A 20,686-nucleotide genomic window follows, 5' to 3' on the forward strand; every position below is an offset into this window, starting at 1 on the left:
AATGGCACTTGCCTGGCAGCTAATCCTCGCCGAATGCTATGCGTCAGGTCGAACGCCATCGCAAGCACGCTTCCTCACGAAGCCCCCTATAGGTGAACTGTGGCTTCCAGCTTGGTCCCGACAGTACGTGGGGCAGCCACCGGGTCGTGCAACAACGAGTAGCCTCGGTCGAGTAACGTGCGGCCAATAAAACGCGACCCCACTTCATTCAGGTGCGAATCATCCAGGTACAGCAGTTGGCCGCTGATAATCGGGCTGCAGACGCCTGCCGGGCAAATCACTTGATTGGGGTCGATAAAGTGCACCTGCGGGTATTTCAGATGGATGTCTGCCCAATAGGGAGCGACGGCACTTCGGGTGACCGAGCAATCGTGATCGGTGCCGAACATCAAATGACGGATCGGGCAACTGGCGGCTTTTTCGATGTGCTGGTTCCTCAAGATGACGATGACTTCGTCGCTGTTTTCCACCACCCGCTTGATACTCGCTTCGACCATGTCTTTGGCAATCGCGTCCCTGGGCCAGATCGCCGCCAGCACCACATAGTGATAATGGTTCTGCTCGATCATGGTGAACACACGTTCGTTGCGTTTTGCACAATGGGCGGCGTAGACCGCGTTCATGTCGACGGTGTAGCCGAGGATCGGCGGGCACGAGTCCATGGTGTAATCCATGATCGACAGGTTGTCTGGTTTGGCCAGAAGATCCACCATGCCGGTGAAATGATTGGCAAACGAATCACCGATCATGATGCCGTCCAGCTCGGCTTTTTTGACCCCCAGACGGCACGTGTCATTAGGTCCTGTGCTGTAAAGCGCATTGGTGACGTGGCACCCCTTGCGAATCTCGCTCGGCTTTTGCAGGGTCATCGCTTCGAGTGCTGAAACATCAGGACTGAATCGTTGTGGAAACCCGTTGAATTGCACGCTCAGCACCGCCAATGCAGCCAGGCCCAGGGCCGGGACGGCGAATCGACGGGCAAAGACTTTGGAAAAGTGCCACGTCGCTCCATCGCGCCGAAAAGGCACCTCGACATAACGCCAGGACAGCCACGCGAGGATGATCGAAACCGCGATCAGTATCGCCCCGACCGGCAGATCGATGGGGATCCCCAAATAGCTCAGGTAGGCAATCAACGGCCAGTGCCACAAATACAGCGAATAGGAAATCAAGCCGATGAACACCATGGGCCGGCTGGTGAGCAAACGCGAGCGCGTGTCGCCGCTGCCGGCCAGGATCAACAACGCGGCACCCAGGCACGGGATCAAGGCGTTGGTCCCGGGGAAGGTCGAGGTGGGGTTCAAGGCAAACAGCGAATAACCGATCAGCAGGAATCCGGCCAGGGCAATGCCATGCGCCGTGAGCTTTCCGATGATGCGCGGTTGATGCAGATAGATCGCCAGCAACCCACCCAGCATCAATTCGAAAAAGCGCGTAGGCAACAGGTAGTAGGCGGCGGTTGTAAATACGCCTGCCGCGTATTCTGAAGCGCCAACCGCGAAGACTACGCCAATGGCCAAAACCGGCAGCACGTAACGTGGCGCCAAGCGGTAGAGCACGACAATGAACAGCGGCCAGAGCAGGTAGAACTGTTCTTCAATGCCCAGTGACCAGGTATGCAGCAGGGGCGCTTCACTGGCGTCCGCGGCGAAGTAGTTACCGTACTTGACCCAAATATAGATGTTCGAGACGCCCATCAAAGACAGCAATGCGCTGACGTTGAGACGAATCAGGTCGACCGGAGAAAGAATAAATGCCCCGACGATCACGGTCGCCAGCAATACCGTGACCAATGCCGGAACAATGCGATTGATGCGTCGCTGATAAAAACCCTTCAGCGAAAACGTGTTGCGTTTGACCTCGGAAAAAACCTGGGAGGTGATCAAAAAGCCGGAGATGACGAAGAAGATGTCTACGCCAACGAATCCGCCTGGCAAAAGATTGGTGTTCAGATGATGCAGAAGTACTGCAATCACTGCCACAGCCCGCAGCCCATCGATGTCCGAGCGGTACTTGCCTTGTGCCATGTCCCTGACCATCCCTAAATTGTTGCCACCTATCGGACGTCCGAGCCATGACGACAACTGTCAAGATTTGGACACACCCCACCTCACCTATCAGGTGTAGTTGGAAATTTGACGGTATGCAAAATTGAATGCAAAAAAACTGTGCCGGTTTTGCAAAAGCCGCCCGCCAACCGAAGCGGATGGCCTAGGGTTACCGGGATAGCGAATTCTTTTTCATGAAGATAAAGAGCGTCTTTCCCGGCAATCCGTGATGATCCATTAAAAAGCCCGCTGGCCGTTAACGGCCAGCGGGCTTTTGTCTTTAAGTCAGCGATCCCAAGCATCCCCAATGCGTGGTCTTATCACTCATAGAGCCATGTCAGCCGCTGCCTTTTCTTTCATCGACGTGCCCTCCTCTTTTTCAGCAATCGGCGTAGCGATTTCACTGATCGCCGGTGGGGGCATCAATTGAAGTATCTTGGCGGTATAGGCCCACTCTTCAGCCACTTTTGCTGGATCGTCGTTAAGTTGGGTACCGTAGCTCGGGAGAATCTGATGCAGTTTCTCCTGCCAGGCGGGCGTCGCGACTTTGTCTTTGAAGACTTTCTGCAGCAAGCTCACCATGATGGGTACCGCGGTCGACGCGCCTGGAGAGGCACCTAGCAAACCGGCAATGGTGCCGTCCTGGGATGTAACAATCTCCGTGCCCAGCTTCAGGACGCCACCGGCAGCTTCGTCACGCTTGATCACCTGCACGCGCTGGCCTGCTTGCCACAGATGCCAGTCTTCGGCTTTGGCGTCAGGGAAGTATTCTTTCAGCGCATTAAGCCGATCGTCGTCCGACAGCATCAGTTGGCCAGCCAGGTACTCGACCAGTGGATATTGTTTGATGCCGACGCGAGTCATCGGCCACACATTGTCTATCGTGGTAGTGCTCAGCAGGTCCAGGAAGGAGCCCTGCTTGAGAAACTTGGTACTGAAGGTTGCGAATGGCCCGAACAGGATCAGGCGCTTGCCGTCCAGTACACGGGTATCCAGATGCGGAACCGACATGGGCGGCGCCCCCACCGACGCCTGGCCGTACGCTTTGGCCAGATGACGCTCGGTAATGGCCGGGTTTTCTGTCACCAGAAATGAGCCGCCCACTGGAAAGCCGGCATATTCCCTGGCCTCGGGAATACCCGATTTCTGCAACAGCTTCAACGCGCCACCACCGGCACCGATGAACAGGAATCTGGCATCGGTTGCGGTTTCGCTTCCGTCCTTGAGGTTTTTGTAGCTGACGCGCCAACTCCCGTCCTCGTTTCGGGTGATGTCCTGCACTTCGCTTGACAGCTTCAGGGCAAAATTGGGCGAGGTTTGCAGGTAACCGACCAGTTGGCGGGTCACTTCTCCAAAATTGACATCAGTGCCATTGGGATTCCACGTGGCCGCGATTTTTTGCTTGGGATCACGCCCTTCCATCATCAGCGGAACCCATTTTTTGATCACGGCCGGGTCTTCGGAAAACTGCATGCCGCGAAACAACGGACTAGCCTGCAACGCCTCATAACGCTTTTTCAGAAAGCTGGCGTTGGCATCGCCCCAGACGAAGCTCATGTGCGGGGTGGAATTGATGAACGAACGCGGGTTCTTCAGCACGCCTTGCCTGACTTGCCAGGCCCAGAATTGTCGGGTCAGCTGGAAGCCTTCATTGACTTCAACGGCCTTCGAGATCGTGACTTTTCCGTTCTCGTCTTGCGGTGTGTAATTCAACTCGGCCAATGCCGAATGACCTGTACCGGCGTTGTTCCAGCCATTGGAGCTTTCCAGGGCGACACCGTCGAGGCGTTCGACCATCTCCATCGAGAGCCCCGGCTCCAATTCATTCAGCCACACGCCCAAGGTTGCGCTCATGATGCCGCCACCGATCAGCAATACATCGACTTTTTTGGCCTCTTCGGCGTGCGAATGCACAGCGCCAAAAGACAGGGTCAATCCGGCAAGAATGTGTTTCAGTTTTTTCGTGTTCATCTTGTGCTTCTCCCGCAAATGTACGGTCATCCTTACCGCTCAGTTAGCGCTATCGTGGGTGATAGGTGGTAAAGACCTGGTGAGAAACTTCAAGATCAAGCATCACGTGAATCCAGGAGCCCTATTGGGTTCCATGCTCGGCACCCAATGGAATCAGGCTAACGAGGATCGAAGAATCCTGTTCAGGTGTTTGCGAGCTTTTTGTGCCAATGTGCATTTAATTACAGCCAAACTCTGAATCCATAACGCTGTCGGCAAATGTTTGACCTTTTCAGGGTGTCCAGACCTCAGTACCTATCGGTGCACCATCCGAAGTCTGTCTCAACGCATCAAAAAATTTTGAACCGCTGTTGGGCGCGCTCGCCTAATGATCAGCTTGTGGGTAATTGCACAGGCGATCTGCCAATACCGGCATATTCCGAGAGGTGGTCAACGTGGCTAAAGACGAGAAGAAAAGCAAAGGTGAAGCTTCGAAAGCCAGCAAGGATTTGAAAGACAAAAAGTCTTCACCTGCAAAGAAATCAGCGGCGGCCTCGGCGCTTTCGAAATCTTCCGAAAAGAAAGACAAGAAAAAAGATGCCGAACCAAAAAAATCTGCAAAAAAAGCTGATAGCAAGCCAGAAAAGGCCAAGAAATCAGACAAGGCAGACAAGCCGGCGAAAAAGAAAAAGTGACAGCTGCTATCCGCTAGGGCGTTACGCCCTAGCTTCCTCAGGCCGTGTTGCCGTCGATAGCTATCAATAGCCGTAAAGTTTCGCGCCGTTTACCGGCGGCTTACGCTTTAACGCTCGCCAAGTAATGCGCAACCAACGCATTCGCATGGCCATGCCCCATATCGTGCTCTTCCTTCAACCAGGCCACCATTTCCATATGCTTCTTGCCACTCACGGTGCCGAGCAGTTCCAGCCAATGGTTGATGGGTTGACCGTATTTTTTCTCGATTGAGGGGAAGTACGATGCCGGGCCTTTTACTTTTGTCTCTTCGATCATGCTGCCAGCTCCCTTTTTTCGCGATGGAGTGTCGGTGGGACGCTCCTTGTCTTCACCCCACGAATTGAAGGCCAGGACAGCCGTGCCGTCCAGTGGGTACAAGTTCGCTGTTAATAAACAACGATGAAGGCTATCGCGAAGTGCTCTAACGAACTGTCAGTTCTTACAGGTCATTTTCCGTTTGGTCGAGACTAAGCTGCGCCCATTGGATTCAATCGAGGCGTTGATCATGTTACGGAATCGTTATCTATTGCCGCTGGGCGTTAGCATGTTGGGGTTGCTGCAGGTTTACGGTGATGCTCAAGGTGGCGTTTGGGCGCCCATAACAGACGAAGTGGAATTTAAATGCGTTAACGGCAACACGACGCCGGGCTACAGCGTTTATGTTGTCGGCAACCATCCGAAGTTAGGGAACTGGGATCCGGCCAAGGCCGTGAAGCTCAACGATAAACCCGACTACCCGACATGGACCGGCAAGGTACTTTTCCCAGGCGCGGACGACGGCAAAGATGTGGAATGGAAGTGTATTGTGCGCAGCGAGACTGTACCGACCGACGTGCAGAAGTGGCAGGGCAATCCCAACAACATCGTTAAGTTGGCTTTCACTGCGAAGAGCGTCGGCTCGTTCTAGATGTGAGTCAGCATTGGGGAAGAATCTGCCGCCCTCGCCACAGGGGGTTGTATTGGTTCCTTCATTGCTTGGCTGATCGGAGCTTGTGTGCCAGGCTACCCCATCAACAACCCCTGCTCCGCCTCACACAACTCCACCACGTAATCCCACATCACCCGCAGCCGCACGGATTTGTGCAGCTCCCGCCGCGTACTGATCCAGTAACTGCGCAGAATGCTCTCATCCGCAAACAGCGGCACCAGTTCCGGATCGGCGCTGGCCATGTAGCACGGCAGCACTGCGATCCCCAACCCGGAGCGCGCCGCCTGTTGCTGGGCGATGACGCTGGTGCTGTGGAAGATTACCTGCGGGTTGCGGCAGAAGCTGTTGAGAAACATCAGTTCCTGGCTGAACAGCAAATCGTCGACGTAGCCGATCCAGGCATGGCGGCCGAGGTCTTCGCGGCTGTGCAGCGGGGGCGCCTTGTCGAGGTAGGCCTGGCTGGCGTACAGCGCCAGGCGATAGTCAGTGAGTTTGCGCGTGACCAGCATGTCGGCAGCCGGGCGTTCGAGGTGGATGCTGATTTCGGCTTCGCGGTTGAGGATGCTGACGAAGCGCGGCACGGCGACCAGTTCGACTTCCAGTCCCGGGTAGCGCTCGAACAGGCCGTTCATGCGGCTGGCGAGGAACATGATGCCCAGCCCTTCGGTGACGCCAACGCGAATCTTGCCCAGCGGCGCGGTGGATTGGGTGATTTCTTCTTGCGCCAGCAACGCGACGTTTTCCATGGCTTCGGCGTGTTTGAGCAGCGCTTCGCCGGCCGGCGTCATTTCGTAGCCCTGGGCATGCTGAACGAACAATGCCGTGCCGAGGCTCTTTTCGATGGCCTCGATGTGCCGGGCGACGGTGGCGTGGGTGGTGTTCAAACGGCGGGCAGCGGTGAGCAAACGACCGCTGCGCTGCAACTCGAGAAAAAACCGCAGGTCATTCCAGTCGAACATGAGTCGTCCTTGGGGCTACGCTAAGTGAGGCGCTGTCTGAAAACGCACAGCGGCTGCGCAAAAACTAACATTCTTTTGACGAAAGCTAACAACTAGGATGACCGACAACAAGAACAACAATACGAGGTCAGGGATGCAGACTTCCCTTGATGAATTCGACTACATCGTGGTCGGCGCCGGGCCGGCCGGGTGTTTGCTGGCCAATAGACTGTCCGCCGACCCGCAACACCGCGTATTGCTGCTCGAAGCCGGCGGCCGCGATAACTACGCGTGGATACACATCCCGGTGGGCTACCTGTTCTGCATCGGCAACCCGCGCACCGACTGGTGCTTCAAGACCGAAGCGCAACCCGGCCTGCAAGGTCGCGCGCTGAGTTACCCGCGCGGCAAAGTACTGGGTGGCTGCTCCTCGATCAACGGCATGATCTACATGCGTGGCCAGGCTGGCGACTATGACGGCTGGGCCGCCGACGGCAATCCGGGCTGGAGCTGGAACGACGTCCTGCCGCTGTTCAAGAAAAGCGAAAACCATTTTGCCGGCGACTCGGAATTTCACGGCGCCGCCGGGGAATGGCGGATCGAACGTCAACGGCTGTCGTGGCCGATTCTGGATGCGTTCCGCAGCGCTGCCGAGCAAAGCGGCCTTGCCAGCATCGATGATTTCAACCAGGGCGATAACGAAGGCTGCGGCTATTTCCAGGTCAACCAGAAGGCCGGGATTCGCTGGAACGCGGCCAAGGCCTTTCTCAAACCGATCCGCAACCGGACCAATCTCACCGTGTTGACGGATGTCGAAGTGGACCGTGTGCTATTGGAAAACGGCCGTGCATCGGCGGTCAGCACGCGTTATCAAGGTCAGGCGAAAACTTTCAAGGCACGCAAGGAAATCGTGTTGTGCGCAGGCTCCGTCGGCTCGCCGAGCATCCTGCAACGCTCCGGGATCGGCCCCCGTCCGCTACTGCAAAAACTGGGGATCGGCGTGGCCCATGAGCTGCGCGGTGTTGGCGGGAATCTGCAGGATCACCTGCAACTGCGGCTGATCTACAAACTGGAAAACGCGCGCACCCTGAACCAGATCGCTGGCAGCGTGTGGGGCAAGATGGGCATGGGCCTGCGTTATTTGTATGACCGCAGCGGCCCGCTGTCGATGGCGCCGAGTCAGCTCGGTGCGTTTGCCCGGTCGGGGCCGGAGCAGACTTCAGCCAATCTCGAATACCACGTGCAACCGCTGTCGCTGGAACGTTTTGGCGAACCGTTGCATGCGTTTCCTGCTTTTACTGCATCGGTTTGCGACCTGAGGCCGCAGAGTCGCGGTCGCGTGGAAATCCGTTCTGCCGATCCGCAGGAAGCGCCATCGATTCAGCCCAATTACTTGAGCCATCCAGAGGATTTGCGGGTTGCCGCTGACGCGATTCGCCTGACCCGCCGCATTGTTGCCGCCCCGGCCCTGCAAGCGTTCAAACCGGTGGAATATTTGCCCGGTGACAGCTTGCAGAGCGAAGAAGAATTGCACGAAGCCGCGGCGCGGATTGGCACGACGATTTTCCATCCGGTGGGGACCTGTCGGATGGGCAATGACGTGGAAGCGGTGGTGGATGCCGAGTTGCGGGTTCACGGGATTCCCGGCTTGCGCGTTGCCGATGCCTCGATCATGCCGCGAATCACCTCCGGCAACACCTGTTCGCCTACGCTGATGATTGCCGAAAAGGCTGCACAGCTGATGCTTACCGCTACTGTTGACACTTCCCCTGTGGGAGCGAGCCTGCTCGCGATGACGGTGTGACATCCAACATCAATGTTGACTGATGCTCCGCCATCGCGAGCAGGCCCGCTCCCACAAGGGGCCGCGCCAGATTTACAGACGTAGAAAATTACCCGCTGCAAGGAACACGCAACACCAGTGGAACAACAAAAACAATCACTGTGAGGGATACCGATATGTCAGAACATGTGCAGTCGCTGGAGTCGGTGGGTAGCGCCGAGATCGGCCGCGACACCCGCAAGGTCATCTTCGCGTCGTCACTCGGGACGGTTTTCGAGTGGTACGACTTTTTCCTCTATGGCGCCCTCGCGGCGGTGATCAGCAAACAGTTTTTCGCCGGGGTCAACGACACCACGGCGTTCATCTTTGCGCTGATGGCCTTCGCCGCCGGCTTCATCGTGAGGCCATTCGGCGCGTTGGTGTTCGGACGGCTGGGGGACATGATCGGGCGTAAATACACGTTCCTCGCCACCATCATCCTTATGGGTCTGGCGACCTTCTGCGTCGGCCTGCTGCCGACCTACGCCAGCATCGGCATCGCCGCGCCGATTATCCTCGTGGTGCTGCGCATGCTTCAGGGCCTGGCCCTGGGCGGCGAGTACGGCGGCGCCGCGACGTATGTCGCCGAACACGCGCCGATGGGCAAACGCGGTTTCCACACCAGCTGGATTCAGTCCACCGCGACCCTTGGTCTGTTGCTGTCGCTGCTGGTGGTACTCGGTTGCCGCTACTTCACCGGTGACCAGTTTGAAGTCTGGGGCTGGCGGATTCCGTTTCTGTTTTCCATCGTGCTGCTGGGCATCTCGACCTGGATTCGCATGAGCCTGCACGAGTCGCCGGCCTTTGTGAAAATGAAAGAGGAAGGCAAGCTCTGCAAGTCGCCGCTGCGTGACTCCTTCGGTAAATGGGAAAACCTCAAAGTCGTACTGATCGCGCTGTTCAGCATCAACGCCGGGCAAGCCGTGACTTTCTACGCGGCGCAATTCTACGTGCTGTTTTTCCTCACCCAGTTCCTGAAAATGGACCCGGCCCTGGCGAACAGTCTGCTGATTGTCAGCGTGATTATTGGCGCGCCGTTCTTCATCTTTTTTGGCTGGCTATCGGACAAGGTCGGACGCAAACCGGTGCTGATGATCGGCCTGCTGCTGGCCACCGCGCTGTACTTCCCGATCTTCAAATCCATCGCCCACTACGCCAACCCGGCCATCGATCAGGCCAGCCGTCAGGCACCGATCACCGTGCTGGCCGACCCGGCCACTTGCACCTTCCAGTTCGACCCGGTGGGCAAGGCGAAATTTGACAGCCCGTGCGACAAGGTCAAAACCTTCCTGGTGAAACAGGGCCTGCCTTACAAGAGCGAAGCGGCCCCGGCCGGCAGCGGCGTGCAGGTCAGCGTTGGTGACGTGAAGCTGGATGGCTTCGACGAAGCGGCCCTGCGCGGTGCGGTGACCCTGGCGGGGTATCCGTCACAAGCCGATACGCAACAGGTCAACAAGGCCATGATCGTGGCGCTGATGGTGGTGCTGATCATCATTTCAGCCATGTGCTACGGCCCGCTGGCGGCGCTGATGGTCGAACTGTTCCCGACGCGCATCCGCTACACCTCGATGTCCCTGCCCTATCACATCGGCAACGGCTGGTTCGGCGGGTTCCTGCCGACGGTGTCGTTTGCGTTGGTGGTGTACACCGGAGACATCTTCTACGGGCTGTGGTACCCGGTGGTGATTACTGCGGTGAGTTTGGTGGTGGGGATGATCTGTCTGCGTGAGACGAAAAACGTGGATCTCGATACAAACTGAGGCCACCACAATCCACCGTGGTCTCTGTGGTCCCTGTGGTCCCTGTGGCCTCTGTGGCCTCTGTGGCGAGGGAGCTTGCTCCCGCTGGGTGGCGAAGCCGCCCCAATCCAGCCGACTCGATTGTTCTGACACACCGAGATGGCTGGTTTGGGCCCGCCTCGCAGCCCAACGGGGATAAATCCCCTCACCACAGGTAAGCTCAACGACATCGGCAGCCCCGCCATTCCACAGACCGAGGCACCATGATCATTTCATCCGCATCCGACTATCGCGAGGCAGCACGTCGCAAACTCCCGCGTTTCCTGTTCGATTACATCGATGGCGGGGCCTACGCAGAGCACACGCTGCGGGCCAATAGCGCCGACCTCACGGGCATCAGCCTGCGTCAGCGCATCCTGAAAAACGTCGAAACCCTGAGCCTGCAAACCACCCTCTTCGATCAACCCCTTTCAATGCCCGTCATCCTGGCGCCGGTCGGCCTGACGGGCATGTTCGCCCGCCGGGGTGAAGTGCAGGCGGTCAGAGCGGCAGAGAACAAAGGCATTCCCCTGTGCCTTTCCACGGTCTCGGTATGCTCGATCGAGGAGGTTGCAGCGCAGAGCCAGCAATCCATCTGGTTTCAGCTGTACGTCCTCAAAGACCGCGGTTTCATGAAAAATGCGCTGGAGCGTGCGAAGGCCGCCGGGGTTAAAAACCTGGTGTTTACTGTCGACATGCCGACGCCCGGCGCCCGCTACCGGGATGCGCATTCAGGCATGTCAGGGCCTTTTGCGTCGTCGCGGCGAATGCTCCAGGCCATGACCAAACCCGACTGGGCCTTCAACGTCGGCCTCATGGGCCGTCCACACGACCTGGGCAATATCTCGAAGTACCTGGGCAAAGCCGTCACACTCGAAGACTACATGGGCTGGCTGGCCAATAACTTCGACCCTTCGATCAGCTGGGCCGATCTGCAGTGGATTCGTGATTTCTGGAAAGGCCCGATGATCATCAAGGGTATCCTCGACCCGCAGGACGCCAAGGACGCGGTCAGCTTTGGCGCGGATGGCATTGTGGTGTCGAATCACGGAGGGCGGCAGCTCGATGGCGTGCTGTCCACCACCAAGGCATTGCCGCCGATCATGCAGGCGGTGGGCAATGACTTGACGGTGCTGGTCGACTCAGGCATCCGCTCAGGGCTGGATGTCGTGCGGATGCTGGCCATGGGCGCAAAAGGCGTATTGCTGGGGCGATCCATGGCCTATGCATTGGCGGCCGACGGGCAACGCGGGGTGGAGAACATGCTGGATATTTTCGCCAGGGAAATGCGCGTGGCCATGACGCTGACGGGGGTGACTTCGATTGGTCAGATTGATGAATCGACGCTGGTGGGGGCTGTTCGCTGAGGTGAATACGCCCCATCAGTGCGAGCGACTGCTCACTCAAGCGCCTCGTCAGTCAATGAAAACCTGTGGCGAGGGAGCTTGCTCCCGCTTGAGTGCGTAGCACTCACAAAAATCGGTCGGGGTACTCCCTTTTTGGGGCCGCTACGCAGCCCAGCGGGAGCAAGTTCCCTCGCCACAAAAGCAGGTATGCCTGATACGCCGCGCGTGAGTGAACAGCCCTACCGTCGATGCGCAACCTCACTCAACGTTTTTGAGAATCTCAAACGTAACCTGATCCGGATAGAACGCCACATACCCGCGAATCTGATCCACCGAGACTTTGGGATCTTCATATCTCCACACCGCGTTAGCGCCCTCATGCCCCGGGATCTGCAGACTGTAATAAGTGGCGTCGCCCTTGTACGGGCAATAAGTCGTGTGGTCGGTACGGGCGTAAAACTCTTCGGCGATGTCCTCCCAGGGCACGTAGTACACCGGAGGATAATTGGCCTCGAGCAGCACCAGCGCACGCGTCGAAGCAGCCACTTGAATACCGTGAAACTTCACCAACAGGCAGCCGGGCTGCTCCGCGATAGTGATGACAGGACTGGGACCGGTGCTTTTCATGGAATACGTTCCTCATGACGGTGATGAACCTGAAGCAAGATTAGCACCCCGCTCATGTGGCGAGGGAGCTTGCTCCCGCCGGGCTGCGCAGCGGTCCCAAATCTGAGACTGCGAATGTCAGGTATAACCCAAAATTCGTCGTCACGACGGTCTCGCAGCCGAACGGGACGCTGCGGCGGTCCGACAGTCTCCCTCACCACAGAAGTTCGCAACCCTCTATTCAGCGGTTGTCCGCCCTACTGTCCCCACCACAAAATCCCCCGTGCCACGACACCGCGACGATGTCGCTGCTCAACCATCGGTGGATCGAGTCACCGCCTCCCATGCATCAATCTCCTGCGCCATGTTCGCGAGCCGTTCGCGCACCAGTTGCAGTGCATCGCTGCCCAGCAATAAATGCGCGGGCGGCGCGTCGCTGGCGATCAAGGTCAGCATGGCGCGGGCTGCTTTTATCGGGTCGCCCAGCTGCTTGCCGCTTTTGTTCTGGCGCGCTGTGCGGATCGGGTCGAAGCTCGCGTCATAGTCAGGGATGCTGCGCTCGGAGCGACGCATCGAGCGCCCGGCCCAATCCGTGCGAAACGACCCCGGTGCCACCGCCGTGACCGCGATGCCGAACGGCTTGAGTTCCTTGCTCAAGGTGTCGGAAATGCCCTCCAGGGCAAATTTGCTACCGCAGTAATAAGCGATGCCGGGCATGGTGATAAGGCCACCCATGGAGGTGATGTTGATGATGTGCCCGGCCCGTCGTTGGCGGAAGAACGGTACGAACGCCTTGGTCACGGCCACCGCGCCGAACACGTTGACATCGAATTGCTGGCGCATTTCTTCCAGCGCCGACTCCTCGAAAATGCCTTCATGGCCGTAACCGGCATTGTTGACCAGCACATCCACCGGCCCGAGGTTGTTTTCAACCTCGGCGACGATGGCATCAATCGCGGTGAAGTCGGTGACGTCCAGGCAACGGCCGAATGCATTTTTTGACGGGTGCTGCTCAAACTCTGCGCGTGCCGTTTCGTTGCGCACGGTGCCGATCACCCGGTGCCCTGCAGCCAGGGCTTCATTGGCCAATGCCCTGCCGAAGCCGCTGCTGACGCCGGTGATGAAGAGCGTCTTTTTCGTCGTCATGATTATGTTCCGCCGTGGTTGTGAAGTTGCTGACCATGGTAGATATGCCGCGGGAACGACTGAACGCCGATTGTGATGAGTCTTTTGCCTAATCCTATGAGCCGATTGATTTGCAACGCGCAGCGGTTCACATTCAGGCCCAGAGTTATTGAACGGGAAAGGCATGTGGGCGTTTCAAGGGTTGATCAAAACGATGACCAGCAACGCATGATCGCGCTGCTGGCGAAACTCGCACCGGCCGAGGGCTATAACCTCACGCGGCTGGCTGATGTACGCGTGTTGCGCTCCGACCGTCCACTGGCGCGCACGCCGGTGCTCTACGATCCGGGCATCGTCTTCGTTTGCCAGGGCAGCAAACGCGGGTATTGGGGCGATGCGACCTACCTTTACGATGCCAAGCACTATCTGGCCGTTGCCGTGCCCGTGCCGTTCACCATGGAAACCGACGCCAGCGCCGAGGAACCGCTGCTGGCAATCTATTTTCATCTGGACTTCAACCTCGCCGCCGACCTGATGCTGCAGCTCGACAACGAACCAACCGCCGAGCCCAAGGGCATGTACGCCTCACCCGTGGAACCGTGCTTGAGCCAATCCGTGCTGCGCCTGCTGGAAGCGCTCGATTCTCCGCTGGATAGCCGCATTATCGGGCCGTCGCTGGTGCGGGAGATTTATTACCGGATCCTCACCGGCGCCCAGGGCGGCTCGATGCGCGCCGCCCTCACCGCCCGCGGCCGTTTCGGCCGAATCTCCCTGGCCCTGCGAAAAATCCACGCCTGCCTTGGCGAACGGCTCGACGTCGAACAGTTGGCCTCGGAGGCGAATATGAGTGTGCCGACCTTTCATGCGCACTTCAAAGCCATCACCCACGCCTCGCCGATGCAGTATCTGAAATCCACCCGCCTGCATCAGGCTCGGCTGTTGATGGTGCGCAACGGCTGCAGCGTGGCGATGGCGGCATCCGACGTCGGTTATGAAAGCGGCTCGCAGTTCAGTCGCGAGTTCAAAAGGTTATTTGGCCGTACGCCCACCGAAGAAGTGGCGCGCATGAAAGGCTCATTTGCGCTGCCGCCGCCGGTGCAGGATTCGGTCTTTGTGTCCTCGCATTGAGCGCGAAGGGGCTTGCATATCATCTGTCATCACCGGCAATCCTTTATCTGTATATCCATACAGATAAAGGTTGCTCCAATCGCAATCCCTGCGCATTCTGTCCACCTTCTTCAAATCGACTGAACGATGGTGGTTATGCAGCTGTACCTCTGTGAAAAACCTTCCCAAGCCAAAGACATCGCGGCGGTACTCGGCGCCAGGCGCCGAGGCGACGGTTGCTGGCTGGGTACGGACGTCACGGTGACCTGGTGCATCGGCCATCTGCTGGAAACCGCACCGCCGGATGCCTACGACGCGAAGTACAAGCGCTGGGTACTGGCGGATCTGCCGATCATTCCGGAAAAATGGAAGATGACGGTCAAACCACGCACCGCCAGCCAGTACAAAGCGGTCAAACGCTTGCTCGGCGAGGCGGATGAACTGGTGATCGCCACCGACGCCGACCGTGAGGGCGAGATGATTGCCCGGGAGTTGGTCGAGCATTGCCGCTACCGCGGGCCGATCCGGCGCCTGTGGCTGTCAGCCCTTGACGATGCGTCGATCCGCAAGGCGCTGGCGGCACTCAAGCCGGGTGCCGAGACTTTCAGTCTTTACCATTCGGCGTTGGGACGTTCCCGGGCCGACTGGTTGATCGGGATGAACATGAGCCGGTTGTTTACGCTGCTGGGGCGACAGTCCGGTTATCAGGGCGTGTTGCCGGTGGGTCGGGTGCAGACGCCGACCTTGCGGCTGGTGGTGGATCGCGACCGCAGCATTGCCGATTTTGTGCCGGTCGCCTATTGGGCCATCGACGTGCAACTGTTGCACGACGGCACGGCGTTCACCGCCCAGTGGCGCGCAGCATCTGACGTCTGTGACGATCAGGATCGCTGCCTGAATCAGGCGCTGGCCCAGCAAGCGGCCGCCGCCATCGGCAGCGCGGCGAGTGCCCGTGTGATCAAACTGAAAACCGAACGGATGCGTGAAGTCGCGCCCCTGCCGTTCGATCTGGGCACCTTGCAGGAAGTCTGCTCGAAGAAGCTCGGCCTTGGCGCCCAGGAAACTCTCGACATCGCCCAGGCGCTCTACGAAACCCACAAGGTCATCACTTACCCGCGCAGCGATTGCGGCTTCCTGCCGCTGAGTCAACACAGCGAAGCCCCGGGCATTCTTGCGGCGCTGCGGCAGGCCGATCCGTCGCTGAACGCGTTGAACGACTACCTGGAGCCACAGCGCCGCTCACGGGCCTGGAACGATGCCAAGGTCACGGCTCACCACGGCATCATCCCGACGGCGGCGGCCAAGCATCTTGATCGACTGGTGGGCAAGCAGCGTGCGGTCTACACGCTGATCCGCGCGCGCTATCTGGCGCAGTTCCTGCCCAACCATGAATACGACCGCACCCAGGCTGACTTCGATTGCGCCGGTGAAGCCTTGCGCGCCGTCGGCAAGCAAATCGTCGAGCCCGGCTGGAAACGCGCCCTGCCCGAGGCGCTCGCCCCGGCCAAGGGTCGCGAGGCACCGGCACCGCAAACACTGCCGGCATTGGCCGAAGGACGGGACTGCGCGGTGTCCGATGTGAAGCTCAAGGACCTCTGGACGCAACCACCCAAGCCATTCACCGAAGGCGACCTGATCAAAGCGATGAAGAACGTCGCCAAACTGGTGGAAGACCCGCTGCTCAAACAGAAGCTCAAGGACACCACCGGCATTGGCACCGAGGCGACACGCGCCTCGATCATCCAGGGCCTGCTCGACCGCGGTTATCTGATCAAGAATGGCAAAGCCCTGGCCGCCACCCCGGCCGCCTTCAGCCTGATTGATGCGGTGCCGCGCGCCATTGCCGACCCCGGCACAACCGCCATCTGGGAACAGGCGCTGGACATGGTGCAAAGCGGCGAGATGAGCCTGGAAGAATTCGTCACCAAACAAGCCGCGTGGATGAGCAAACAGGTGGCCCGTTGCGCCGGCCTGAGCTTGACCATCAGTGGGCCGGCGAGCCCGGCCGGCCGGGGCGCCACGCCGTGGAAAAACAAACGAAAGACTGCCAAGCGCAAGCCAGCGACGGGGGCCAAACGCGCGGCGAAACCGGCCAGCAAAGCTTGATGGCACTTCGAATGGGCCGTGATGGTCTAGTGTTCTTCAAGCTTGGCGATGGCCCACTTTCTGAAAAGACAACGCAGCCTCGTTTCACTCGACAGCTGCTACAGGAATTTTGCTTATGATTATCGTGCACCACCTGAACAACTCCCGCTCCCAGCGGATTCTCTGGCTGCTGGAAGAACTGGCCATTCCGTATGAGCTGAAACTTTACCAGCGCGACCCGAAAACCAATCTGGCACCGCCGGAATTGAAAGCGATCAACGCCTTGGGCAAATCGCCGGTCATCGAAGATGGCGCGCAGAAACTGATCGAGTCTTCGGCCATCATCGACTACCTGATCCGCCGTCATGGCCAGGGGCGCCTGCAACCCGATCCGGCCACCGCTGCCTACGACGAATACGTCCAGTGGCTGCACTTCGCCGAAGGCTCGGCCATGCTGCCACTGATGTTGAACCTGTACGTCGGGCGCCTGGGTGAAGCCGGTGCGCCGCTGCATCCGCGGATCAATTCGGAAGTGGCCAACTACCTCGGCTACCTCGACACAGCCTTGAGCCAGTCCGATTACCTGCTCGGTGACGAGTTCAGTGCCGCCGATATCCAGATGAGCTTTATCGGCGAGATTGCCCGGGCCCAAGGCAAACTGGGCAACTACCCTCATGTAGCGGCCTGGGTTGATCGCTTCCAGAAACGTCCCGCTTACGCCGCTGCATTGAAGACAGGTGGGACGTACGACTTCGCGCCTCACTGAGTGATCCCGAAAGGGCCACGGACGGTCCTGCGATCTGGAGCGAGCCAGCATGCCTTCGATTGAACTGCACGCCGCACACCGCGACGAACTGGAAACGATCGAAAACCTGATGCAGTTCTACATGCACGACTTCAGCGAGTGGCTGCCGCTGAAACTCGGCGAACACGGTTTCTTCAACATCCAGCTGCAACAGGATTATTGGCGCAACTCCGCGACCCGGCCGTTCCTGATCAAAGTGGACGGTGAGCTCGCCGGTTTCGTGACCGTGGACGGCGACGTTCATATCGACGGTGCCGAGTACAACATCGGCTACCTTTTTGTCAGTCGGCGCTTTCGTGGCCAAGGTGTCGCGAAGTTTGTCGTGTCCACCCTCTTGAGCCGGTTCCCCGGTCAATGGCAGATTTTCCACATCGACGCGAACCAACCTGCACGGTTGTTTTGGGCCGTCGTGATGCCTCAGCTCGCGGGCAATGGATTCACTCTGCATCAGCGGACGGTCGACGGTTATCCCTGCACCTTCTACCGCTTCCAACGCTCGCTGCCGTCGGCCTGACCGGCGCGTTGCGGCCCCCCTTTTTAATTCCAAAGCGCTTTGTCCGACAATATGTAGTGACTGAAAATAATCACTACATAACGGTTGACGCCTCCGTTTTGCCCTTGCATGATGCAGACATCTCCCCGATCGGGAGTACAGCAACATGTTTGAGCAAGCTCGTCTGACCGCCGAGCTGTTTTTCCCGGATACACGCTGCCCACAAGGCAGATTGAAGAAGCTGACCTGGCCCGAACGTCCAGTACAAAGACGAGAAGCGCTGGCGATCAATCCTCATGAAGCTTGTGGCCGACCCTCAAAAGTCGGCGGTGGCCTCCAGGTTTTCGCTGCTTCTCTTCGTTGTGACGCTATTGCGTAGCAGTTATTCAACACGACTACATGCAACAGACGCGAGACCCCGTCGAATCGACGGCTGACCGCTGACGTCCTGGTTTCGGTGCCAGGGATCAACTAACCGATGGGCTACCTGTATTAGCGAATCAACTTTGAAAGATCACCAAATGGTCAAGGGGCATATTATGAATCTGAACAATCAACCTACTATCGATGAACTGGCTCGTATCTTCGCGGCGCAAAAAGACAGCCACGACAGCCACATTCTGTGGATCAGCAAATCGGGCCAGGTTCATATCGATTGCCTGTCGCCACACGCCCATGAAGCGGAGTTCGACCAGAACAACCAGAACCTGTTGGCCCGACTGAAGATGTACCGTCGCGGCCAGGGCTATGTCGGCAAGAAAGCCGCGGCCGACAAGGACTTCATTGGTCATGTTCTGCAAACGCTGAAACAGGCGTGGGCCTCGATGCAGAACCAGAATGAAGTTCGGGTGATTGACCGGTTCTACTGATACCCCCCGCAGTTCAACAATAAAAAGGCCCCGCTCGTAGTCTCGAGCGGGGCCTTTTTTTGTTTGTCTCGTGTGTGGCAAATGCAGCTATCTTTAATCGTATTCGCTGCTGTGCCCATGGAGACTTGCGATGAAAAATGCCCTGACATTTCTGCTGTTGCTGTCCACCGCAATGATTGCTCACGCAAACAAGATCGAAGGTGTTCCCTCATTCGATGTGGAATGCCCCGGAAAAATCATCATTCACGCGGATCAGGACGGCCCGGTGATGATCAACAACGTAGAAGCCGAAACCAAAGCCATGATCAAAGAGCGCAGCTTCGAAGCCAAGGGATCAGGCGTGACGATTTCGATCGTTCTCGCCGATGACGACTCGGTGACCGTGAGCTCCACGGGCAAGGCGCCCAATGGCGTCTGCCAATCACTGGACGACTGACTCCGTCACCACCGTACCTAACACCAGATTGATGAACGCCACCGACGCCGCGCTGTGATAGTTGTTCTTGCGCCGAAGCAGCGCCGCCCCGCGCGTAGGCGCGTCCCCCAACAATGGAATTCTGCGCAGTGCCCGGTCCTGGGTGGCGATGGGCTCCGGCAGGATGGTGGCGATGGGCGTGTGCCGAATCACTTCCAGCAACGTACTCACCGAATTGACCTCGATCACCACCTTGGGCGTGATCTGCTCCTGGGCAAAATAGTCATCGATACGGGTGCGGGTGACGAAGTCTTGGGCCAACAGCGCAAAGTCCAATTGCGCCACCTCTTCAGCGGACAACGCGACCTGCCGTTCATATAACGGGTGATCCCGCCCTACCATCACCCCAAGGGTTTCGGTAAATGCCGGGATCGACTCGATATCGGCATTTCTGACCTGGGTAAACGCGATGGCGATGTCCAGCGAGTCATCCGCCAGCCCCGCCTCGATGTCGTCCATCGACAACTCGAAAATCTGCAGATGGATGTTAGGAAACCGCGCCACGTAATCGCGCACCAACGGCCCCACCAGGTACGCCATGAACGTCGGCGTCATGGCCAGGCGCAAGGAGCCGCGCGACAAGTCCTTCACGTCATGCAGCGCCCGTTTGCCGGCTTCAAGCTCCACCAATACCCGCCGTGCACATGCGATGTAGGCCTCGCCCGCATCGGTCGGTTTGACCGTGCGCGAGGTGCGGTCGAACAGGCTCACACCCAGGGTTTCTTCCAGCTGGCGAATCTGCTGGGACAGGGTCGGTTGTGAAACGTGCAGCGCCTCGGCGGCGCGGGTGAAGCCGCCGTGGTCGGCAACCGCCAGCAAATATCGCAAATGTCGCAGCAGCATGGGGCACACCATCTATAGGCAGGGCTTATGCGCAGCATTGTATATCGGTCTTGGACGCTATGGATCAATCGGCAGAAGATTGCTTCACACCCAAGCAATACAAACCCCGATAGGAGAAACACCATGCAGCAGTCCCACGCTTACAACGACACCAACCTCGAACTGACCGCCAAAATCCTCGACGCTAAAGCTCGCAAAAATCTGTCTTTCGAAGACATGGCCGAGGGCACCGGCCTGAGCCTGGCCTACGTGACCGCCGCCCTGCTCGGCCAGCACCCGCTGCCGGAATCCGCCGCCAAAGTGGTTGGCGAGAAATTGGACCTGGACGCCGACGCCGTAGCCCGTCTGCAAATCATTCCACTGCGCGGCAGCCTCTCCGGCGTGCCAACCGACCCGACCATCTACCGTTTCTACGAAATGATCCAGATCTACGGCACCACATTGAAAGCCCTGGTTCACGAGCAGTTCGGCGACGGCATCATCAGCGCGATCAACTTCAAGCTCGACATGAAGAAGGTCGAAGATCCGGAAGGCGGCCATCGCGCTGTGATCACCCTGGATGGCAAGTTCCTGCCACTGCGTCCTTTCTAACCAATCCGAACACACGCAATTCCCTGTAGCAGCTGTCGAGCACCGCGAGGCAGCGTCCGAAGACGAAGTCTTCGCAGACCCATGCGACTGCTCCGCAGTCGGACGCAGCCTCGCGCTGCTCAACAGCTGCTACAGGGCAACC

19 protein-coding genes are annotated in these 20,686 nt (G+C 58.4%); 12 read left to right on the top strand and 7 right to left on the bottom strand.

The features are described 5' to 3' along the window. Nucleotides 1–86 precede the first annotated feature (86 nt). Together ACRC4F_RS16455 and mqo are read right to left on the bottom strand one after the other, a co-directional pair. Complete coding sequence (locus tag ACRC4F_RS16455) at nucleotides 87–2,027, bottom strand: acyltransferase family protein (protein ID WP_438660289.1); 1,941 nt, start codon at nucleotides 2,025–2,027, stop codon at nucleotides 87–89. Nucleotides 2,028–2,372: 345 nt separating this feature from the next. Then, complete coding sequence (gene mqo, locus ACRC4F_RS16460; protein ID WP_438660290.1) at nucleotides 2,373–4,019, bottom strand: malate dehydrogenase (quinone); 1,647 nt, start codon at nucleotides 4,017–4,019, stop codon at nucleotides 2,373–2,375. A gap of 425 nt (nucleotides 4,020–4,444) precedes the next feature. Between mqo and ACRC4F_RS16465 the strand changes: the two genes are divergently transcribed. Then, nucleotides 4,445–4,693, top strand: a complete 249-nt coding sequence (locus ACRC4F_RS16465) for a hypothetical protein (RefSeq protein ID WP_438660291.1) — start codon at nucleotides 4,445–4,447, stop codon at nucleotides 4,691–4,693. A 100-nt stretch (nucleotides 4,694–4,793) separates the two neighbouring features. Here ACRC4F_RS16465 and ACRC4F_RS16470 read toward each other — a convergent pair whose 3' ends face one another. After that, nucleotides 4,794–5,009 (bottom strand): DUF4287 domain-containing protein, encoded by a 216-nt coding sequence (locus ACRC4F_RS16470; RefSeq protein ID WP_438660292.1) that lies wholly within the window; start codon nucleotides 5,007–5,009, stop codon nucleotides 4,794–4,796. 229 nt (nucleotides 5,010–5,238) lie between these two features. Here ACRC4F_RS16470 and ACRC4F_RS16475 point away from each other — a divergent pair, with 229 nt between their 5' ends. Beyond that, nucleotides 5,239–5,640 (top strand): carbohydrate-binding module family 20 domain-containing protein, encoded by a 402-nt coding sequence (locus ACRC4F_RS16475; RefSeq protein ID WP_438660293.1) that lies wholly within the window; start codon nucleotides 5,239–5,241, stop codon nucleotides 5,638–5,640. Between the two features lie 95 nt (nucleotides 5,641–5,735). Here ACRC4F_RS16475 and ACRC4F_RS16480 read toward each other — a convergent pair whose 3' ends face one another. After that, entirely contained in the window at nucleotides 5,736–6,620 is an 885-nt protein-coding gene (locus tag ACRC4F_RS16480) for a LysR family transcriptional regulator (protein WP_438660294.1), read from the bottom strand. Between the two features lie 133 nt (nucleotides 6,621–6,753). Between ACRC4F_RS16480 and ACRC4F_RS16485 the strand changes: the two genes are divergently transcribed. From ACRC4F_RS16485 to lldD, 3 genes are all read left to right on the top strand, one after another. Beyond that, complete coding sequence (locus tag ACRC4F_RS16485) at nucleotides 6,754–8,403, top strand: GMC family oxidoreductase (RefSeq protein WP_438660295.1); 1,650 nt, start codon at nucleotides 6,754–6,756, stop codon at nucleotides 8,401–8,403. A gap of 155 nt (nucleotides 8,404–8,558) precedes the next feature. After that, nucleotides 8,559–10,181 (top strand): MFS transporter, encoded by a 1,623-nt coding sequence (locus ACRC4F_RS16490; RefSeq protein ID WP_438660296.1) that lies wholly within the window; start codon nucleotides 8,559–8,561, stop codon nucleotides 10,179–10,181. Nucleotides 10,182–10,423: 242 nt separating this feature from the next. Then, the gene (gene lldD / locus ACRC4F_RS16495) at nucleotides 10,424–11,566 is read left to right on the top strand and encodes an FMN-dependent L-lactate dehydrogenase LldD (protein WP_438660297.1); all 1,143 of its coding nucleotides are present in this window, start codon (nucleotides 10,424–10,426) and stop codon (nucleotides 11,564–11,566) included. 237 nt (nucleotides 11,567–11,803) lie between these two features. On the opposite strand, the gene ACRC4F_RS16500 is transcribed toward lldD, so the two are convergent. Together ACRC4F_RS16500 and ACRC4F_RS16505 are read right to left on the bottom strand one after the other, a co-directional pair. Then, complete coding sequence (locus ACRC4F_RS16500) at nucleotides 11,804–12,172, bottom strand: DUF427 domain-containing protein (RefSeq protein WP_438660298.1); 369 nt, start codon at nucleotides 12,170–12,172, stop codon at nucleotides 11,804–11,806. Nucleotides 12,173–12,463: 291 nt separating this feature from the next. Continuing rightward, the gene (locus ACRC4F_RS16505) at nucleotides 12,464–13,297 is read right to left on the bottom strand and encodes an oxidoreductase (protein ID WP_438660299.1); all 834 of its coding nucleotides are present in this window, start codon (nucleotides 13,295–13,297) and stop codon (nucleotides 12,464–12,466) included. A 207-nt stretch (nucleotides 13,298–13,504) separates the two neighbouring features. On the opposite strand from ACRC4F_RS16505, the gene ACRC4F_RS16510 reads away from it, so the two are divergent. The 6 genes from ACRC4F_RS16510 (at nucleotide 13,505) to ACRC4F_RS16535 (ending at nucleotide 19,071) form a co-directional block, all read left to right on the top strand. Further along, on the top strand, nucleotides 13,505–14,404 hold the full coding sequence (locus ACRC4F_RS16510; protein ID WP_438660409.1) for an AraC family transcriptional regulator: 900 nt from the start codon (nucleotides 13,505–13,507) through the stop codon (nucleotides 14,402–14,404). A gap of 135 nt (nucleotides 14,405–14,539) precedes the next feature. After that, complete coding sequence (locus ACRC4F_RS16515; protein WP_438660300.1) at nucleotides 14,540–16,489, top strand: DNA topoisomerase III; 1,950 nt, start codon at nucleotides 14,540–14,542, stop codon at nucleotides 16,487–16,489. A 115-nt stretch (nucleotides 16,490–16,604) separates the two neighbouring features. Beyond that, nucleotides 16,605–17,234: a glutathione S-transferase family protein gene (locus ACRC4F_RS16520; RefSeq protein WP_438660301.1), complete on the top strand. Its 630-nt coding sequence runs from the start codon at nucleotides 16,605–16,607 to the stop codon at nucleotides 17,232–17,234. Between the two features lie 49 nt (nucleotides 17,235–17,283). After that, nucleotides 17,284–17,787, top strand: a complete 504-nt coding sequence (locus ACRC4F_RS16525) for a GNAT family N-acetyltransferase (protein WP_438660302.1) — start codon at nucleotides 17,284–17,286, stop codon at nucleotides 17,785–17,787. Nucleotides 17,788–18,305: 518 nt separating this feature from the next. Then, entirely contained in the window at nucleotides 18,306–18,635 is a 330-nt protein-coding gene (locus ACRC4F_RS16530; RefSeq protein ID WP_109636020.1) for a hypothetical protein, read from the top strand. Between the two features lie 130 nt (nucleotides 18,636–18,765). Next, a complete protein-coding gene (locus ACRC4F_RS16535; RefSeq protein ID WP_438660303.1) occupies nucleotides 18,766–19,071 on the top strand; it encodes a hypothetical protein in 306 nt (101 codons plus the stop codon). On the opposite strand, the gene cynR is transcribed toward ACRC4F_RS16535, so the two are convergent. Next, nucleotides 19,057–19,953, bottom strand: a complete 897-nt coding sequence (gene cynR, locus ACRC4F_RS16540) for a transcriptional regulator CynR (RefSeq protein WP_438660304.1) — start codon at nucleotides 19,951–19,953, stop codon at nucleotides 19,057–19,059. The genes ACRC4F_RS16535 and cynR overlap by 15 nt on opposite strands. A gap of 123 nt (nucleotides 19,954–20,076) precedes the next feature. Here cynR and cynS point away from each other — a divergent pair, with 123 nt between their 5' ends. Further along, nucleotides 20,077–20,544, top strand: a complete 468-nt coding sequence (gene cynS, locus ACRC4F_RS16545; RefSeq protein ID WP_109629803.1) for a cyanase — start codon at nucleotides 20,077–20,079, stop codon at nucleotides 20,542–20,544. The last annotated feature ends 142 nt before the right edge of the window (nucleotides 20,545–20,686 follow it).

It is taken from the genome of Pseudomonas sp. (genome assembly GCF_051660785.1).
Lineage (GTDB): Bacteria > Pseudomonadota > Gammaproteobacteria > Pseudomonadales > Pseudomonadaceae > Aquipseudomonas.

Bases quoted from the DNA above. Each gene is read 5' to 3' on its own strand.
- ACRC4F_RS16520 (WP_438660301.1), top strand. From the start codon at position 16,605: ATGATTATCGTGCACCACCTGAACAACTCCCGCTCCCAGCGGATTCTC.
- ACRC4F_RS16505 (WP_438660299.1), bottom strand. From the start codon at position 13,297: ATGACGACGAAAAAGACGCTCTTCATCACCGGCGTCAGCAGCGGCTTC.
- ACRC4F_RS16490 (WP_438660296.1), top strand. From the start codon at position 8,559: ATGTCAGAACATGTGCAGTCGCTGGAGTCGGTGGGTAGCGCCGAGATC.
- ACRC4F_RS16535 (WP_438660303.1), top strand. From the start codon at position 18,766: ATGAAAAATGCCCTGACATTTCTGCTGTTGCTGTCCACCGCAATGATT.
- ACRC4F_RS16530 (WP_109636020.1), top strand. From the start codon at position 18,306: ATGAATCTGAACAATCAACCTACTATCGATGAACTGGCTCGTATCTTC.
- ACRC4F_RS16515 (WP_438660300.1), top strand. From the start codon at position 14,540: ATGCAGCTGTACCTCTGTGAAAAACCTTCCCAAGCCAAAGACATCGCG.
- lldD (WP_438660297.1), top strand. From the start codon at position 10,424: ATGATCATTTCATCCGCATCCGACTATCGCGAGGCAGCACGTCGCAAA.
- ACRC4F_RS16475 (WP_438660293.1), top strand. From the start codon at position 5,239: ATGTTACGGAATCGTTATCTATTGCCGCTGGGCGTTAGCATGTTGGGG.
- ACRC4F_RS16455 (WP_438660289.1), bottom strand. From the start codon at position 2,027: ATGGCACAAGGCAAGTACCGCTCGGACATCGATGGGCTGCGGGCTGTG.
- ACRC4F_RS16510 (WP_438660409.1), top strand. From the start codon at position 13,505: ATGATCGCGCTGCTGGCGAAACTCGCACCGGCCGAGGGCTATAACCTC.
- ACRC4F_RS16485 (WP_438660295.1), top strand. From the start codon at position 6,754: ATGCAGACTTCCCTTGATGAATTCGACTACATCGTGGTCGGCGCCGGG.
- mqo (WP_438660290.1), bottom strand. From the start codon at position 4,019: ATGAACACGAAAAAACTGAAACACATTCTTGCCGGATTGACCCTGTCT.
- ACRC4F_RS16500 (WP_438660298.1), bottom strand. From the start codon at position 12,172: ATGAAAAGCACCGGTCCCAGTCCTGTCATCACTATCGCGGAGCAGCCC.
- ACRC4F_RS16525 (WP_438660302.1), top strand. From the start codon at position 17,284: ATGCCTTCGATTGAACTGCACGCCGCACACCGCGACGAACTGGAAACG.
- cynR (WP_438660304.1), bottom strand. From the start codon at position 19,953: ATGCTGCTGCGACATTTGCGATATTTGCTGGCGGTTGCCGACCACGGC.
- cynS (WP_109629803.1), top strand. From the start codon at position 20,077: ATGCAGCAGTCCCACGCTTACAACGACACCAACCTCGAACTGACCGCC.
- ACRC4F_RS16470 (WP_438660292.1), bottom strand. From the start codon at position 5,009: ATGATCGAAGAGACAAAAGTAAAAGGCCCGGCATCGTACTTCCCCTCA.
- ACRC4F_RS16480 (WP_438660294.1), bottom strand. From the start codon at position 6,620: ATGTTCGACTGGAATGACCTGCGGTTTTTTCTCGAGTTGCAGCGCAGC.